The organism is Acinetobacter sp. P37 (assembly GCF_057480965.1).
Genome location: NZ_JBLIYY010000001.1, coordinates 169,442 through 186,471, shown reverse-complemented (window position 1 = coordinate 186,471; position 17,030 = coordinate 169,442). Strand labels below are relative to the sequence as shown.

12 protein-coding genes and 1 pseudogene are annotated in these 17,030 nt (G+C 39.6%); 6 read left to right on the top strand and 7 right to left on the bottom strand.

Translation table 11 applies throughout. The features are described 5' to 3' along the window. The first annotated feature begins 100 nt into the window (after positions 1–100). The 6 genes from AC25JC_RS00980 (at position 101) to AC25JC_RS00955 (ending at position 7,225) form a co-directional block, all read left to right on the top strand. On the top strand, positions 101–1,624 hold the full coding sequence (locus AC25JC_RS00980; protein ID WP_180182971.1) for a TolC family protein: 1,524 nt from the start codon (positions 101–103) through the stop codon (positions 1,622–1,624). Continuing rightward, the gene (locus AC25JC_RS00975; RefSeq protein WP_233944247.1) at positions 1,621–3,747 is read left to right on the top strand and encodes a type I secretion system permease/ATPase; all 2,127 of its coding nucleotides are present in this window, start codon (positions 1,621–1,623) and stop codon (positions 3,745–3,747) included. Before AC25JC_RS00980 ends, AC25JC_RS00975 begins: the two co-directional genes overlap by 4 nt. 3 nt (positions 3,748–3,750) lie before the next feature. Further along, positions 3,751–4,941, top strand: a complete 1,191-nt coding sequence (locus tag AC25JC_RS00970) for an HlyD family type I secretion periplasmic adaptor subunit (RefSeq protein WP_078193562.1) — start codon at positions 3,751–3,753, stop codon at positions 4,939–4,941. Positions 4,942–5,042: 101 nt separating this feature from the next. Beyond that, positions 5,043–5,642 carry an IMPACT family protein gene (locus AC25JC_RS00965; protein WP_486923282.1) on the top strand — a complete coding sequence of 200 codons (600 nt, stop codon included), beginning with the start codon at positions 5,043–5,045 and terminating at the stop codon, positions 5,640–5,642. After that, positions 5,635–6,252 carry an acyltransferase gene (locus tag AC25JC_RS00960; RefSeq protein ID WP_180129428.1) on the top strand — a complete coding sequence of 206 codons (618 nt, stop codon included), beginning with the start codon at positions 5,635–5,637 and terminating at the stop codon, positions 6,250–6,252. The genes AC25JC_RS00965 and AC25JC_RS00960 overlap by 8 nt, the downstream gene beginning before the upstream one ends. A gap of 130 nt (positions 6,253–6,382) precedes the next feature. Next, positions 6,383–7,225 carry a universal stress protein gene (locus AC25JC_RS00955; protein WP_078193559.1) on the top strand — a complete coding sequence of 281 codons (843 nt, stop codon included), beginning with the start codon at positions 6,383–6,385 and terminating at the stop codon, positions 7,223–7,225. Positions 7,226–7,436: 211 nt separating this feature from the next. On the opposite strand, the gene AC25JC_RS00950 is transcribed toward AC25JC_RS00955, so the two are convergent. The 7 genes and pseudogenes from AC25JC_RS00950 to AC25JC_RS00920 form a co-directional block, all read right to left on the bottom strand. Then, positions 7,437–8,102: an O-methyltransferase gene (locus tag AC25JC_RS00950; protein WP_180034771.1), complete on the bottom strand. Its 666-nt coding sequence runs from the start codon at positions 8,100–8,102 to the stop codon at positions 7,437–7,439. 131 nt (positions 8,103–8,233) lie between these two features. Next, the gene (locus tag AC25JC_RS00945; RefSeq protein ID WP_078188751.1) at positions 8,234–8,956 is read right to left on the bottom strand and encodes a D-Ala-D-Ala carboxypeptidase family metallohydrolase; all 723 of its coding nucleotides are present in this window, start codon (positions 8,954–8,956) and stop codon (positions 8,234–8,236) included. 138 nt (positions 8,957–9,094) lie between these two features. Continuing rightward, positions 9,095–9,418 (bottom strand): ferredoxin FdxA, encoded by a 324-nt coding sequence (fdxA, locus tag AC25JC_RS00940; protein WP_004651686.1) that lies wholly within the window; start codon positions 9,416–9,418, stop codon positions 9,095–9,097. 386 nt (positions 9,419–9,804) lie between these two features. Then, positions 9,805–12,435 (bottom strand): DNA mismatch repair protein MutS, encoded by a 2,631-nt coding sequence (mutS, locus tag AC25JC_RS00935; RefSeq protein WP_180129427.1) that lies wholly within the window; start codon positions 12,433–12,435, stop codon positions 9,805–9,807. 501 nt (positions 12,436–12,936) lie between these two features. Next, positions 12,937–13,077: pseudogene (locus AC25JC_RS00930) on the bottom strand (hypothetical protein); the annotation flags it as partial. Between the two features lie 861 nt (positions 13,078–13,938). Beyond that, positions 13,939–15,945, bottom strand: coding sequence for an esterase/lipase family protein (locus AC25JC_RS00925; RefSeq protein WP_486923347.1), 2,007 nt, complete (start codon positions 15,943–15,945; stop codon positions 13,939–13,941). Positions 15,946–16,073: 128 nt separating this feature from the next. Next, positions 16,074–16,988, bottom strand: coding sequence for an ABUW_2363 family tetratricopeptide repeat lipoprotein (locus AC25JC_RS00920; RefSeq protein WP_078193555.1), 915 nt, complete (start codon positions 16,986–16,988; stop codon positions 16,074–16,076). Positions 16,989–17,030: the final 42 nt, after the last annotated feature.

Here is a 17,030-nt window from a genome sequence, read left to right as displayed (position 1 = left end):
TGAAATGACAAAAACTGAGCGATTAATCTAAAAAATTAGCAAGAATTCAGTATACTTTAAACTAAAAATACGACCTGCAAAAATCATGCGATTACGAAAGATGAATGGTCCAGAAGTTGGGCGTCCGCGTAAAAATAAGTGCAATTTCTTTTGTATATTATTATTACCCTTTTCCATTGGTTCAGTGTATGCAGCAGATACTGGCACTACACAAAGTACCATTCAAAAGACATTAGATAAGATTTTTTTACCTAATAAGCCGAAACCTTCTGCCGAAAAAATTAACATCACAGAACTCAGTAAATATAATTTAGATACCTCACGTGTCCAAGAAATGCCAGCCGTTGCTTATGGTCGAACGCAACAAGGCAGCTATAATCCAAACACAGTAGCGAAGAATCTAAGTTTTATTGATGCGATACATATCGCCGTCCAAAGACGTCCAGAAATCACACAAAGTATTGCTACAGTCGCATCGCAAAACGCCAATATTGACCTTGCGAATGCTGCATATTATCCCCAAATTTCAGGTGGATTAAGTACCGCAGATCTGACAAAAGGCGAGCGTGGACGTCAGTTGGTATCTTTAAATGCGACGCAGATGTTATATGACTTTGGTAAAACCAAAAGTGCTGTCGGTATCGAAGAAGCAAAAATGTTACAAGAGCAGGCTAATGTACTTGTAAATTTAGATGAAGTTTCATTTGATGTTGCAAATGCAATTATCAACATTAAACGATATCAAGAAGTGGCTAAAATTGCGCAGCAGCAAATTGCCGGTGTGAGCCGGATTGCTGAGATTGCTAACTTACGTGCAACCGCAGGGATCAGTAGTCAAGCAGACCCTATTCAAGCCAAGTCAAATTTAGAAGCTGCAGAATCAAATTTAATTGTGCAAGAAACTCAACTTCGACAGTACCAACAGCGACTTCGTACCTTGTTAGGTTTTGATGTAAGTCAGATCAATTGGGTGATCCCAGATCGCATCTTAACGGCTGCAGCTCTATATGAAGATCCGGATTTCAAGATGATTCCGAGCATGATGAAAGCACAGGCTGGGGTTGAAATTGCCAAATTGCAAAAGCAACAGTCAAAATTAAGTGCTTATCCAACACTCAATGTCAAAGGCAGTCTGAGTCAGGCGGTGAATGGCCGTAATCCAAATAATGATGAAGATGATGGTTTATATAATTCAATCATGTTGGAAGCCACCAGTAATTTTTACCAAGGTGGTGCAATTGCAGCGCAAACACGTGCCGCAAGCTATGCAGAAGAAGCAGCAAAAGCACAAGTAAATACAGTATATTTGGATGTGATTGATCAAGTCCGAATGATTCGTGAACAAATCGAAAATAAAAAGCGTCAAATGTCGATATTGGTGCAGCGTCGTGAAACAACGGTAAGAACTAAAGAACTGTATCAAGAACAATATAAATTAGGAACTCGAACGGTTGTCGATCTACTGAATGCAGAGCAAGCCATACATAGTGCCGCACAAGAAATTGTGACATCACAATATGATATCTACTCAGCACTTGCGCAGTACATCCAAGTGACAGGACGTTCACGAAATATTTATGAGCTTAATAATATATCTATTCAGGGGTTTGAAGTTCAGCCATGAGTAATACAATAAATTATCAACCGTGGCTACAAGCGGTTATGAATATTGCAAAGCATTATCGAATTGAACCCTCTGAAGAACGTATACGGTTGCAGTTGGATTGGGATCAACACAAAAATGCCGATGAACTGGTCGCAGTGATGGCACGCCAAATTGGATTAAGTGTTCGTAAAAACAAATACGACATAAATCTACTTAATCCATGGCGCTTACCTGTATTGGTCGAGTTCATCAGTGGTGAAGTGGGTGTGGTAGAACGCATCGACGTAGACGGCAATGCCAGTGTTCAACTAAGCGGTGATGAAGGCCTATCTCAAGTCTTCTCTATTGAGCGATTGAGCCATGGTGTTCGCAATATTTATATTCTGCGTCCAGAGTCATCTGTACCCGATGCACGTGTCGATGAATACATCAAACCGTTTGAAAAAAATTGGTTCTGGTCGATTGTTTTAAAAGACTGGAAGCGTTATATCGACATTATGTTCGCTTCATTAATGGCGAATATTTTGGCCCTAGCCACTATTTTGTTCTCAATGAACGTGTACGACCGCGTCATTCCATCTCAATCTGTACCGACTTTATGGGTACTTGCGGGTGGGGTGTTAATTGCAGCGATATTTGAGTTTGCACTACGTGTTTCACGAATTTATTTATCGGATATTATTGGTAAACGTGCCGATTTGAAAATTTCCGATCGTGTATTTGGTCATGCATTAAGAATTAAAAATAGCGAACGTTCAAAATCAACAGGTACTTTTATTTCACAAATTCGTGAATTAGAAGGGGTACGCGAAATGGTCACTTCGACGACTGTTACCGCAATTGCCGATTTACCGTTTTTCTTCTTGTTCCTGTTCATCTTCTGGTTAATTGGCGGCAATCTATTCTGGGTCATGCTGTTGGTGGTTCCTTTGATGATTATTCCAGGGATTTTGGCGCAAAAACCATTGGCTAAACTTGCACAAATGGGTATGCGCGAGTCTTCGATTCGTAATGCCTTATTGGTTGAATCTGTGCAAGGTATGGAGGATATCAAATTACTTCGTGCTGAATCACGTTTCCAAAACCAATGGAACCACATGAATGAAGTGTCTGCTGATGTCAGCATGCGTCAACGTAAAATCGTGGGCTTAATGTCGGCATGGACACAAAAAATTCAGGGTCTAACGTTTGCAATTGTTGTACTTGTCGGCTGTTTTGCTGTGATGAAAGGTGAAATGACCACAGGTGCTTTAGTGGCTTGTTCGATTTTGTCTTCACGAATGTTGGCACCGATTTCTGCACTGGCAGGGGTATTAGGTCGTTTACAACAGGCTAAAGTGGCAAAAGCCGGTCTGGATGAGCTCATGAAGAAACCTGTCGATCAACCGGATTATTCTCACCTCATTCATCGACCATCAATTAATGGTCATTATGAACTCAATGGTGTGTCATTTAAGTATGGTGAAGATGACCCACGTCCAAGTCTTTTAATTCCAAAACTGGAAATTAAGGCTGGAGAAAAAATCGCAATTTTGGGCCGTAACGGTGCTGGTAAGTCGACGCTACTCCAATTGTTATCGGGTATGCAAACGCCAGTACAAGGCAAAGTTAAATTAGATGGGATTGAGCTGTCTTTAATTGACCCCGCAGATGTACGCCGTGATATGGGGCTATTGAACCAAAATTCACAGTTATTTTATGGTACGATTCGTGAAAACTTGACCTTGGGTGCTCCGCTGGCTACGGATGAACAATTGATTGAAGTACTGAAAATTACGGGTGCAATTCACTTTGTTCAAGAGAAAAAAGAAGGGCTAGACCATATCATTTTAGAAGGTGGTGTAGGCTTCTCTGGCGGTCAACGCCAAGCTTTGTTGCTTGCACGCTTATTGATTCGTCAACCCAATATTCTATTGCTTGATGAACCTACAGCAGCCATTGATGACGTATCTGAGAAGCAGTTGATCGATCATTTAAAAGGTTATTTACAAAACCGAACTATGGTGGTGGCAACACATCGCCGTGCGGTACTTGAGTTGGTTGACCGCATTATTGTGGTGAATGAAGGTAAAATTGTCATGGATGGACCTCGTGATCAAATTCTGAATCAGAATGCTCAGAAAAAAGTAGCTGGGGCTTAAATCATGAGTGAAAATAAACAAGAAATACAACGCTCGACCAAAGTCAGCTTTAAAGAGCCACCATTACCGAAATCGAGTTTAATCATTTGGATTATTACGATTGGTCTGGCAATCCTTTTAGTTTGGGCTTGGTTGTTTAAATTAGAAGAAGTCTCTACAGGGACAGGTAAAGTGATTCCATCTTCGAAAGAACAAATTGTTCAGTCGCTTGAGGGAGGGATTTTAACCAAGTTGAATGTGAAGGAAGGTCAAATTGTTGAACAAGGTCAAGTCCTTGCGCAACTTGATCCAACACGCTTCGCATCAAATGTTGGTGAAACCGAGTCTTTACTTGTGGCATCACGTGCGACAGCAGCACGTTTACGTGCAGAAGTGAATGGTACACCATTAACCTTTCCTGAAGATGTTCAAAAGATTCCAGCTTTAGTGAAGGAAGAAACAGCTTTATATCATTCACGTCGTGCAAACTTGGAAGAATCTGTTGCCGGCTTAAAACAAGCTTTGGTATTGGTTCAACAAGAATTGGCCATGACTGAACCTTTAGTTGCTAAGGGTGCAGCAAGTGAAGTTGAAGTACTTCGTTTAAAGCGTTCAGCGAATGACTTACAAAACCAGTTAAACGATGTCCGTAACCAATATTTGGTAAAATCACGGGAAGAATTGTCGAAAGCCAATACGGATATTGAATCACAGCAACAAGTGGTGAAAGGCAAATCGGATACACTCAGCCGTACCGTTTTTAAATCTCCAGTTCGTGGTGTGGTCAAAGAGATTGATGTGATGACATTGGGCGGTGTGATTCCGCAAAATGGTAAATTGATGACTATTGTACCTTTGGATGAACAGCTTTTGGTAGAAGCACGTATTTCACCGCGAGATATTGCTTTTATTCGTCCGGGTCAAGAAGCCTTAGTTAAAATTACGGCATATGACTATTCGATCTATGGTGGTCTAAAAGGTAAAGTGACCGTCATTTCACCAGATACGTTACGTGATGAAGTGAAACAAGATCAGTTCTATTATCGTGTTTATATCCGTACAGATAGTGATAAATTAAGCAATAAAGAAGGTAAAAGTTTTAGTATTACACCGGGTATGGTGGCAACAGTTGATATCCGCACAGGCTCGAAAACTGTACTTGAATATTTAATCAAGCCATTCAATAAAGCCAAAGAAGCACTTCGCGAACGTTAATAACGCAGTGCCAATCAAGCCTCCAGCATTGGAGGCTTTTTTGTGGATGTAAGTTTTCAAAAAACGCTATAATATCCTTTGATACAGGATCTAAAGACGTTATGCCATTTACACTCGCCGCACAGTTTGAATATGAAGAAGACATTAAAAAAAGTCGTTTTCAAGCCATCGCAGTTCCTGTGGAAAATGAACAAGCCGTTAAAGAATTTCTCGAAGCCCATAAAGATATCTCAACAACACATCAGTGTTGGGCATGGAAAATTGGACATACCGTACGTTTTAATGATGATGGTGAGCCTTCAGGCACAGCAGGTCGGCCCATTCTAGCAACCATAGAAGGGAATGACCTAACCAACGTGTTGGTCTTGGTTAATCGTTGGTATGGCGGAATTAAGCTCGGGACAGGGGGATTGGTACGTGCCTATGGTGGCTGTGCAGGTCAATGCCTTTTACAAGCTGAAAAAATTGAACTTATTGAGAAGAAAAAAGTGCAATTTAGTTGTCAGTTTAATGAATGGGCAATTTTCCAATATGAACTCAATCAGCAGCAAATTGAATTTCAGGAAGACTATACAGCGCAGGGCGTAAATGTACTTGCAGCATTGCAAATTCATCAAATCCAACCGCTACAGTTCAAGATTCAAGATGTAACTCGCGGACGTGAACAACTGTATATCGTAGAGGCTGCTGAAGATGAATGAAATAGATCCATTATTGAAATATCGAGAGCAACATAAGCATCGTTTGAATTATATGCCTTGGTTATATTGGTCACTCAAACCAAAAAATCGTGGTTGGGCTGAAGCTTGGCAACAGGAATATCAAGACTATCTCAAATCGATGGAAACCGTTGAAATTGGTGAAAACTGTTTTATATCGCCATTGGCTCATATTTTTGCCGAACCGGGACGTAAGATTGTTATTGGAGATAACAGCTTTATTGCGGCGGATTGCACCCTGCATGGCCCAATAGAAATTGGTAATGAAGTGGCGATCAATCATCACTGTATTTTAGATGGTGGGCGCGTGGGCATCAAAATTCACAATCAAGTCCGTATGGCGGCGTATTGCCATTTATATGCTTTTGATCATGGAATGGATGTCAATCAACCGATCTATCAACAAGCTGTACGATCACAAGGGATTGAGATAGAACGTGATGTTTGGCTAGGTGCGCATGTTGGAATCAAGGATGGCATTCACATTGCTGAGCAGGCTGTAGTCGGTATGAACAGTATGGTGACGAAAAATGTCGAAGCGCGTGCAATCATTGCTGGAAATCCTGCAAAATTCATTCGATATCGTGAATAAATAATCGCCAAATACGTCATAAATATTTTTTATGCTTACACAATTGCATGCACAGTGAAACAGAGTTGTGATAAGTTAAAAATAACAAACAACATTTTATAGCCAAGCAATAATAAAACGAGGGCTAATCATGAAACGAGTTATCGCCTGTATCGACTCTTCTCCATGCATTAATGCACTAGCTGATGCTGCTGCTTGGGTTGCTAAACAAACTCACCGCGAGTTGGTTTTACTACAAATACTTGATTACTATCCGGCAAGTTATCACTTAGGTGAAATCAGTGGCGTGATTGGATTTGAAAGTAATGCCATGCTCTTAAAAGAACTCGCGGAGTTAGAACAAAAACAAAGTGATTTAGCGTTAGATTATAGTAATAACTTGCTCAAACACATTTCTGAAATGATCCAAGATAAGCATGGGATTCAAACCACCCATATTCAGGAAAAGGGTGACTTCTTAGAGCAAAGTTTTAATATTTTGCAAGATGACGATATTGTTTTAATTGGTCGGGTAGGTGAACGTTCAGCAGAGCGCAATAAGCCGCTCGGTAGTAATGTTGAAAACTTTATTCGTGGTGCAAGTTGTACAGTTATGACCGTAGGACCAACGTTTAAACCACCGACTCGCTTTATTTTTGCCTATGAATATTCGCCTAAATGCGTTGAGTTAATGAAACGTGTGGCACAAAGTGATCTACTCAAACTCTTACAATGTCATTTGGTTTATGTTGGAGATCACCCACAAATCTTGGATGATCCAAAAAATTATTTAACCAATGCCGGTCTCGATGTGGTGACGGAATACCGTTATGGCGATGTTTCGGAAAATATTCTGGACTATCAACAAGAGCATGGCATTCAGTTAATCGTACTTGGCGCTTTTAGCCACAGTAAAATCCATCAGTTCTTCTTGGGCAGTATCACCACCAGTATTTTCAGAAATTCGAGTGTTCCATTGTTGGTTGTAAAATAAGTTGAGCAAACGAACAGAGTTGATTTAATAGACGGACAATTACGAGTAAATAAATAATAAGTTGTTGATTTAAAAATAATCAGAGTTATCCTCAAAAATTGTGGATAACTCTGTGTGTAGTATTTGTAGGTAATTGTTTTTAAAATAAAATATTATATTGATTGTTTTTTATACCTTTATTCGAGGTGTTTAAAAAACACCTCGATTGAGATTATTTAACGATTGCAATCGCAAAACCATCATGACCTTTGCAACCAACAGTTTGAAGTGCTGTGCAAGATAAAATTTTCGGATGATTTTGCATGGCTTTGAACATATCACGGATACCTTCAATGCTGGGTTTGTGGTTTTCAGCGTTCAGAATCTCGCCTGCACGAATTACATTGTCTAAAACAATCACTGTACCTGAATGAGATAAATTTAAGCTTAATTCTAAATATTCAGGGTAGCTCTGTTTGTCTGCATCGACAAAAATAAAGTCAAAAGGTTCGGTATCTTCAGGAAGGGCACGTAAAATATCTGCCGCACGACCACATTTCAGTTCAATCGTTTGTGTAAGCTTTGCATTATCAATATTTTCTTGACCGAGGGCCGCGTGTGTATCACGACCTTCAATGGTCAGAATGTAACCATCATCAGGTAATGCACGTGCTAACCACATGGTGCTATAGGCTGCAAAAGTTCCAAGTTCTAAAACGCGTTTACACTTGTTCATTTGGATTAACATTTGAAGCAGCATGCCTTGATTGGCCGCTACAGCAAGATGATCAGGAAAGCCACGTTCATCCGTATGTTGAAGTGTTTGGGTCAATATTGGATCTTCAGGAATTAAATGTGAATCGATGTAAGCATCAATGTCTGTCCACATTTGTTGCATGTTGTCGCACCTCGTGATTGATGCAAGCATTTTAAACCTTTCCACCAACATCGCAATTTATTGTTCTATATTTGAATATTTTATGTACAAAAAAGACCTCCGAAGAGGTCTTGATATGACGATGTAATGTTTTAGTAATTACACATTGAAGAGCGACTTGAGTGATCAGGTCCCCAAGTACGGTAGCCTTGAGTATCAATATGAATTTGTCCGCTGGCATATAAACCTAATCCCATATTGAGACTCTGCCCGTGTTGTGACCAAAATTGGCATAAACGGAACTTGGTATTTTCAATATAACTGTAGTCTTCGGGCTGCGGGTACGCAGGTCCAATACGGAAATCAATCGCCGAGTTATATAGGTGACGAGATGAACTTGCACCACCGGCACATTGGTTCAAAGGCAAATCACGATAAACCGAAGTCACTTCAAAGTCCGTTAAGATATTGGCCGCAACTAAATATTTAAAGACACGTAAGGTTGCAATTTGGTTTTGCCATAATTCACGGTTAGGCACCATATATTCTGAGCGACCACATTTTTGCCAATCACGTGCAGTACGCATCAGCTCAAATGAAGGGATGATATTGCCTACACCATTTTTCTCTAAAAAGACTTCATAGTCTCGAACGCGACGTAAATTATCAACAGACGCGACCCATGAGTTGTATGCATAAGGCACCACTTTAGGCGGGGCTTGTCTGATGGTCGTCACTTTTTCTTGAGGTATGTAAATACGTTTACCGTCGGGAGTTGTAATAGTGTGACCTTGTTTTTGTGGTGTAGTTGTACAACCAATGAAAACAAGAGGGAATATTGCAACGGACAATAATCCCTTGAGTAAATGCTTCATTATAGAAATCAATTATTTATAAACTCGTTCTATTTTAATCCAATTTGATTGAGAAAATTTGAATAATTTGCAATGAAATGTGTGCTTTAAGTATAAAAAAAGATCAGCATGTGCTGATCTTTTCATGAAAGCGTAAAATTACTTTTCAAGATATTGTAATTTATCAGCTTTACCGTTCCACTCTTCACGGTCGGCAGGTTGATCACCAATTTGAGTGATGTTCGGCCATTTTTGAGAAAGTTCAGTATTAAGTTCGATAAATACTTCTTGGCCTTCAGGTAACTCATCTTCAGAGAAAATCGCGTTAGCTGGACACTCAGGTTCACATAGCGCACAGTCGATACATTCATCTGGATTAATAACAAGGAAGTTTGGACCTTCATAGAAACAGTCAACAGGGCAAACTTCTACGCAGTCTTGATATTTACATTTAATACAGTTTTCAGTGACAACAAAGGTCATGGCGACAGCTACCTAAAAAATATGGTTCTAATAAACTAATGGTGTATTTTAGGCAAAAAATAGGGTAACTAACAATTCCTTTTATTGATAATTATTATATGCAGTGCTGTTAAAATCACTAAAAACTGAACAATTTATGTAAATTTCACAATGAATGAGAATCATACTCAAAAACTGATTAAATTACATCTGTTTATCGAACAATATTTTTAATGTGTATTTTAAGCATGAAACATTTAACAACATTAATTTTTTATCAATTTATTGCTGAATAGCCACAGTAGTAGATAGCAAATATTTACTAATTTACACATTTAAATGGAGTCAATGCAAAGAACACCTTCATAGGTGTTCTTTGCATATCTCATCTATCGCTTCTGCTCAATTTAGATCTTAAGTAAATCCTTTAAGGCGTAAAGCTGTTGTAGTGCTTCGCGTGGACTTAAGTTATCTACATCTAAATCTGCTAAGGCATCAAGTACGGGCGATGTTTTTTCAACTTCCACCACGCGTTCAATGACTTCGGGCTCTGTGAGTGCCGAGAATAGATCGGTTTGTACAGCAGTATTGAGTTGCTGTTTTTGCTGAGTTTCTAAAATACGAAGTCGATTTTGCGCTTCTTTGATCACTGCTGCGGGAATACCCGCAAGCTTTGCCACCTGTAGACCATGACTTTGACTCGCCGGGCCTTGTTGGACTTTATGTAATAGGATCAAGTTGCCATTTAGCTCACGAGCAGTTACATGATAGTTATCGATATTAGCGTCTTTGCCTAACTCGGTGAGTTCAAAATAATGCGTTGCAAATAGGCATAAACATTTAATACGACGCGTGAGATCGAGTACACATGCCCACGCCAAAGATAAGCCATCATAGGTACTTGTACCACGTCCGACTTCATCCATCAGTACCAATGATTGATTGGTCGCATGATGTAGAATCTGTGAGGTTTCAGTCATTTCCACCATGAAGGTTGATTTGCCTGTAGACAAGTCGTCTGCAGATCCTATACGGGTAAATATCCGATCGATCGGCCCTAATATGGCAGATTGGGCAGGGACAAAGCTACCACAGTAGGCCAATAAACTGATTAAGGCAGTTTGGCGCATAAAGGTCGATTTACCGCCCATATTTGGCCCTGTGATAATCGCCATACGGTGATTAAAGTCCAAACTGGTATCATTTGGAGTAAATGGTGATTTGCTCAGAGATTCCACAACTGGGTGACGTCCGGCTTTGATTTTGATCCCAACTTCAGGGGTATATTCAGGACGTGACCAATTGCGTAATCGCGCTTGATGGGCAAAATTGGCCAATAAATCAATTTGCGCTATAGCGGCGCTCATCATTTGTAAGTTGCCAATATCTGCACGTAATTCATCGAGTAATAGTTCAAAAAGCATTTTTTCGCGCGCTAATGCACGTGACTCACTTGAAAGCACCTTATCTTCAAATGATTTCAGCTCAGGGGTAATGTAGCGTTCCGCATTTTTAAGGGTTTGGCGGCGAATATAATGATCAGGTGCTTGCTCAGCTTGAGCGCGTGTTAGTTCAATATAGTAGCCACTGACACGGTTATAGCCAATTTTTAAGGTTGAAATTCCGGTTTGTTCACGCTCTTTGATTTCGAGATCGATGAGGAATTGTCCTGCATGGTCACGAATTTTACGCAGTTCATCCAGTTCAGTGTCGAAACCCTCAGCAATCACATTACCATCACGTAAAAGCACTGGCGGGTTTTCTACGATGGCAGACATAAGACGCTCATGTAAGCCGTGAAAATCACCCATTTCATCATTTAACTGAGCGATCAGCTTAGATTGGTGTGACTGAATGATCGGTTCAAGTGCATGTCGAAGATAGGGAATTTGTGCACAAGTTTGACGTAACTGAACTAGGTCTCGTGGACGAGCACTACCGAGAGCTACACGAGATAGCACACGTTCAATATCACCAATTTCTTTGAGAACTAAGCGGATCGGAGACTCATGATAGCCTTGCAGCATCGCTTGTGATGCATCTAAACGTGCATCCAATAAAGCGGTATCTCGTAAAGGCTGCATTAAGGTACGACTTAATAGACGGCCACCCATCGCAGTTTGGCAATCATTGATTAGTTGGAACAGGGAGGTACCATGTTCAAATAGGGGATCAATCAGTTCTAAGTTACGACGAGTGACGGGATCGAGCGCCACAAAATCACTACTTTGTTCGAGTTGAATGCTGCGGATATGTGGTAAAGCAGTTTTTTGAGTCACTTTTGCATAGTGAATCAAAGCCGCTGCGGCAGCTTTCGCCAAAGGTAAATGGTCAATACCAAAACCTGAAAGTGTGGCAACTGCAAATTGGTCACACAGCGTTTTTTGTGCGTTATTTAAATTGAAGTCGACGTTTGGACGTTTAGTGACAGGGCAGTCTAATTGACGTTTAATTTGTTCGACAATATTCGGATCAATAAGATCTTCATCAATCAAAATTTCGCTTGGCATTAAACGTGAAAGTTCGATTGCTAATTGTTCCAGCTGATAGTCCATTTGCTGAACTTTGAAAATACCTGCACTGAGGTCTAGTAAAGCAATCCCGATCTGATTTTGTTGTAAGCAGATCGCGACTAAATTTGAACTTTGATGAGAGGCAATTAGTGCATCATCCGTTAATGTCCCCGGTGTAATGATACGAACAATGCCGCGCTCAACCGGCCCTTTGCCAGTTACCTCACCAATTTGTTCGCAGATCACCACCGTTTCCCCTTTTTTTACAAGGCGGGCTAAATAGCCTTCAGCTGCATGGTATGGGACACCCGCCATAGGAATAGGCTCACCATTGGCTTTACCACGATGTGTTAGTGTAATTCCTAAAAGTTTTGCTGCCTTATGCGCATCTTCAAAAAAGAGCTCATAAAAATCACCCATCCGATAAAACATCAGTGAATGCGGATTTTGCATTTTGACTGACATGTACTGTTGCATCATCGGAGTCAGGGTTGAAAGGTCAACTTTGGAATTATCAGCTTGCATGAAACGAAATACCTTAAAATAAAAATTTGTGCGCTGCTAAACGAAAAACACTGTTTTGATGAAAATTGGATTTAAAAAAAGTCCTTATATTTATATTGTCTCTTCGTTCAAAACCACAGGTGTACGTTAACAAATCGTGTTGCTGATTCTAGCAAAAAAAGTAGTAGGAAAATGCCAGAAAAGGTTTGTCTGCATGTAAAAAAAGCAGACTTGAGTATTCTTTAAAACACTAAAATATCTCAGTATAAATTCAAAAAGCTTAGACTGACTCAAATGCTAGGCTATGCTTCAGCCTTAGCTAATCGATATTGGTTGCGATCGCTACCTTATGCAAGGTAAAGTGCACGATCGGCAGCCTATATAAATTTCTGAATTTTATCAGGTTTAGATGGAAGGATCGTTTCCGTAGCGATGCTAATCTTCACAAATTTAGACATATGGCTGGCTGGATGTGGAAGTTCGAGTGATTAAATTCTGCGTAATAAATCGGCTGCCAAAGGTTCAATTTTCAGCTTCAGTTAACACCCTAAAGAGGAGTAAAAAACCTTCGCTGCCATTGTGTGCAGCTAACTCACTATTTCGATTGGTGATTTGAGACAAAACCTCTGCAATTTGGGTCAGGCAGATGTCAACCGCCTGATGACCTAAATGATCAGTTTAATTTTCAAAAATTCGATATCGATCACCATGATGCTTAAAGGCTGTTGATGGCGTAGGGCATAATGCCATAGCTATTCTAAAGCTCCTTATAATGGACGACAGTCAGTGGTCATGTTCTACCAACCCGTAACCATGGCAATATAAAAACGCATACCAACAATGGCATAGATGATGACCACGGCATACTTCATGGCTGCATGTAATAGCGCATCATTGTGATCATTACAAATCATAGTAAAGATGATAAATATGATCGCAACAGCGCACATCGAGCCTAGACAAGTATAAACATTAAAATAAGGGGTTAATGCGGAAAAAAAGAAAAATCCCATGCGATCAGAGTGATAAACACTACCCAAATATACAGAGGAATCTACAAAACTGCGTTATGGAATCACTTGATAAATCCCCGTACATGACAGGGCATACAGGAGAAAAATAATGATTCCGCGAAAACAAAATTTTTTCGCCGCTTCATCGCGGTAGAGCGGTTGATAAATGGATTATAAACTTGACGTAAAATATACTTAATTTTATATAGTTATGATTAGACCCTTAATTTCACAGAAGAAGTGACTTAAAGCCTTAAAATTTCATAATTCGATATGCTCATAAAAAATTAGGAAATGGGCATAATATTTTTTCTTTATTTTTACAATAATTTATCTCCAATATAAGGTTTATGTAAAGTTTAACGAGTGCCTTTGAGTTTTAAAATAATTAAAAAAAAGCTTATATAGTAATTACCTGAATAATGGCATATTCAAGTAAATGCAGAAATAAAAAAAACCGATCCTGAGATCGGTTTTAAAATATGTAGATCGATTTAAATGCTGTATTGCCTTATGGTTTATAGAGGCCAAGTTCAATCAAATGCAAACGTAATATACGGCGTAGTTCGAGTACAGCTTCAGGGGTTTCTTGAATCGAATGACTCCCTTTAATGATTTTTTCTGAAACAGCACCCTCTAGATGAGCACTAGTGTATGGTACGATATCATCCGTCATAATATTTTTATCTTGACTGTTGGTGTTATTTCCCATAATTGAATGAAACTTCAAACCCTTACGCGGCTGAATATCTTCAGTGAGCGCGATAAATTTTGATTGATGACTTAAGTCACTTGGTCCATTTTGGATCAAGCCATGGTCAATTTCACGAAATAAATCTTTCAGGTCTTCTTCTTGAGTTAACACATCACCCATGGCCGATAAAAAAGCTCCTGGGAGTTTAATAATTTTTCGAGCGGCTTTGGTAAACCAGCGATCTGCATATTCTGTACCGCGATGAGGTGCAGCTAAAAAAATTGCACGGCTGAAATTTGGAATATCTTCAATCACCATACGCTGCTTCACGACTGGAATATTTCGGTACTGATTTAATTGACGTGAATTCATCATTTTCAAAGCTGCTTGCGTGGTATCGGCTTGGCTGACCAGTAGTCGTGCAATAATGCCGCCCATACTATGACCGACTAGAACAGCATCTTTTTTAGCTGCGGCATTGGCGTCTACTTTGCTAAAGGTCTGAGTCAAAATGGAATAAATTTGGAAGCGGCTTTCAATAATCGGCATATTCGTTGAATAGAAGACTTGCCACACTTGATAATGTTCACGTAGCACTGAATCGCCCATAATATCGTTAGTCAGACGAATCCATGCTTCAGGGCTGCTAGCAAGACCATGTACCAAGACGATAACTTTCTTGTCAGGATTATATGGTTCAAGCATGTAGAGATGCGGCATCGTCAGTTTTTCATCTCGGTCAATCAGTGATAAATAAGCTGCCTTACCCAAGTTATTTTGTGCTAACCAAAGACCATATGGAGCAGAAAAATTGGCAGCAAGCGCATAGTTTTTATTGGCAATATTGACCTGTTCATACTTATACGGGTCGTAAGCTTTAATTTGAAACTCATGTTGATTCAAAATTTGATCAACTGTAGTTGCAGCGCTTAGTGGTTCAGCCGTTAAGGTTGCAGCTAAATAGCGCGCTTGATGGATATTAGGATTTGAACCAGACGGATATTTAAAATCAATCGGGTTGATAATATATTTGGCTTTGCCTGTTTCAATCGTATGTTCTTCGGGTAAAACCACAAGAAATTCGGAGCCAAAACCATCTCGACGGGTAATTGAACGTAAACCTGAGAAGTTGAGGTTATAGGTTGACATCAATTGTTCAATTTTACGATTTTTGAGTTCTAGGTAGTGGCTGAAGTCTATGTGATAGGTGGTTTGTCCGACTTTAATCTGTTGGGTGACTTCTTGCGGCTTATAACGTAGTGCATAGCTGCTAACCAATTTGGCAATCCCTTGATTATAGAAATCACGGATTTGAACTTGACGGTTATCAAAAATACGATCAGCAGGCGCACGTTTGGTTTTAAACATGTACGCATAGCTATAGCGAATACTTTTATCGAGAAGTATCAATTGTTGATCTAAACACTTATTATAAGTGTCTTGTTCAATTTTTTGTTTTTCTTCAGATTTGTGACTACTGAGCACACCTAACTTGCAGGCTGAAGAAGATTCATATTCTATAGCTTTAGCTAAATATAATTCACTTGCTGTAGAAAGTAATTGTTCATCTTGAATCTGAGGAATTTGTTGTAACTCATCAACACAGGCTTTCGGGTCTTCTGTGCAGGCTTTGGCTTCCCGACCTGTCATCGACAAGACATTTAAACTGGCTTCGCTAAGTTTATTTCGAGAAATAATACTTTCACGTTCATTGGCAATCGAAACATTGAGTTTTTGATTTTTGACACTGACGACCTGACATCCACTCAGTACGCTTGTACTTATGATTCCAAGGAGCAGTATTTTTTTAATATTTTGCTGCATAAAGAGGCCGCGCATAAGGTTAGGTATCTTCAAATCATACGATAATTGTCAGGATTTTCAATTCACCTTAAATGAAAAAAGACCGTTAAAACGGTCTTTTTTCAAAAGAATTTTCTAAATCGTCTGATTTAAGACGCAGCTTTAGGTGGATTTAAAACTTGCCAAACATTCCAGCGACCTTGCTTTTCAATTTCTTGAATTAAACGATCAGCAACTTCTGCTTCTTGTGGATATTTAACTTTATAGTTCTTTAAAACCTGAATGGCGTTCTTTTTTTGTTCCATGGCAATATAGTTATTTGCTGCAGAAAGATACGCTTCTTGAACACCGGCTTTCATTGCTTTGTCTAAGTATGGAATCGCTTCACGTTGACCACCACCTTCAGATAAACCAAAACCGAACCAGAAGTTTGCTTCTGCATCATCTTGGTTGATTTTTAAAATACGTTGTGCGTAAGTTAATGATTTAGTTGTGTACACAGAACCCAAATCAAGGTTACGTGCCATCACACTGGCTTTAAATGCACGAACTAAAATATCAAAAGAGGCGTTGTCTTTAGACGCAAGCGTATCTAATTTTTGCGTAACTTCCTTGAGTTTAAGCTCAAACCCTTTGCGTTCTTGGCGTTGAACAAAACGTGGTGGATAGTGACGTGCTTTACCTTCAACAAGCTGTAAGAAATCATCAATTTCAGTAATGTCGATTTCATTGTCACCTGCTAAAGCAGCAAATTTCATCGAACGTTCTTTGCTGTCAACAGTGGGGATAATCAGGCGGTTTTCTTCAAGGGTTAATTGCTTAGATGGGTCGGTTGGGCTAGTTACCACCATCTTAGTCACAGGCTGTGCTGCAGCTTTTTGTAAATTTAATTCAAAAGGAGGTGGTGCATCGTAGTTAAATGGGTTGAGTGCGTAGAAAGGTGGAGTCAGTTCAGGCTCTACAAAAATCATGGCATCTTTAGGAGCATTATTTTTAGTTGGGGCGCTTCCACAAGCGGCAAGGGTTAAAGCAATACAAGCAACTGCCAAGGGCTTAAGCGTCATATTATTCATCCATTAAATTTATTTTATAAAAAAAGCATGTTG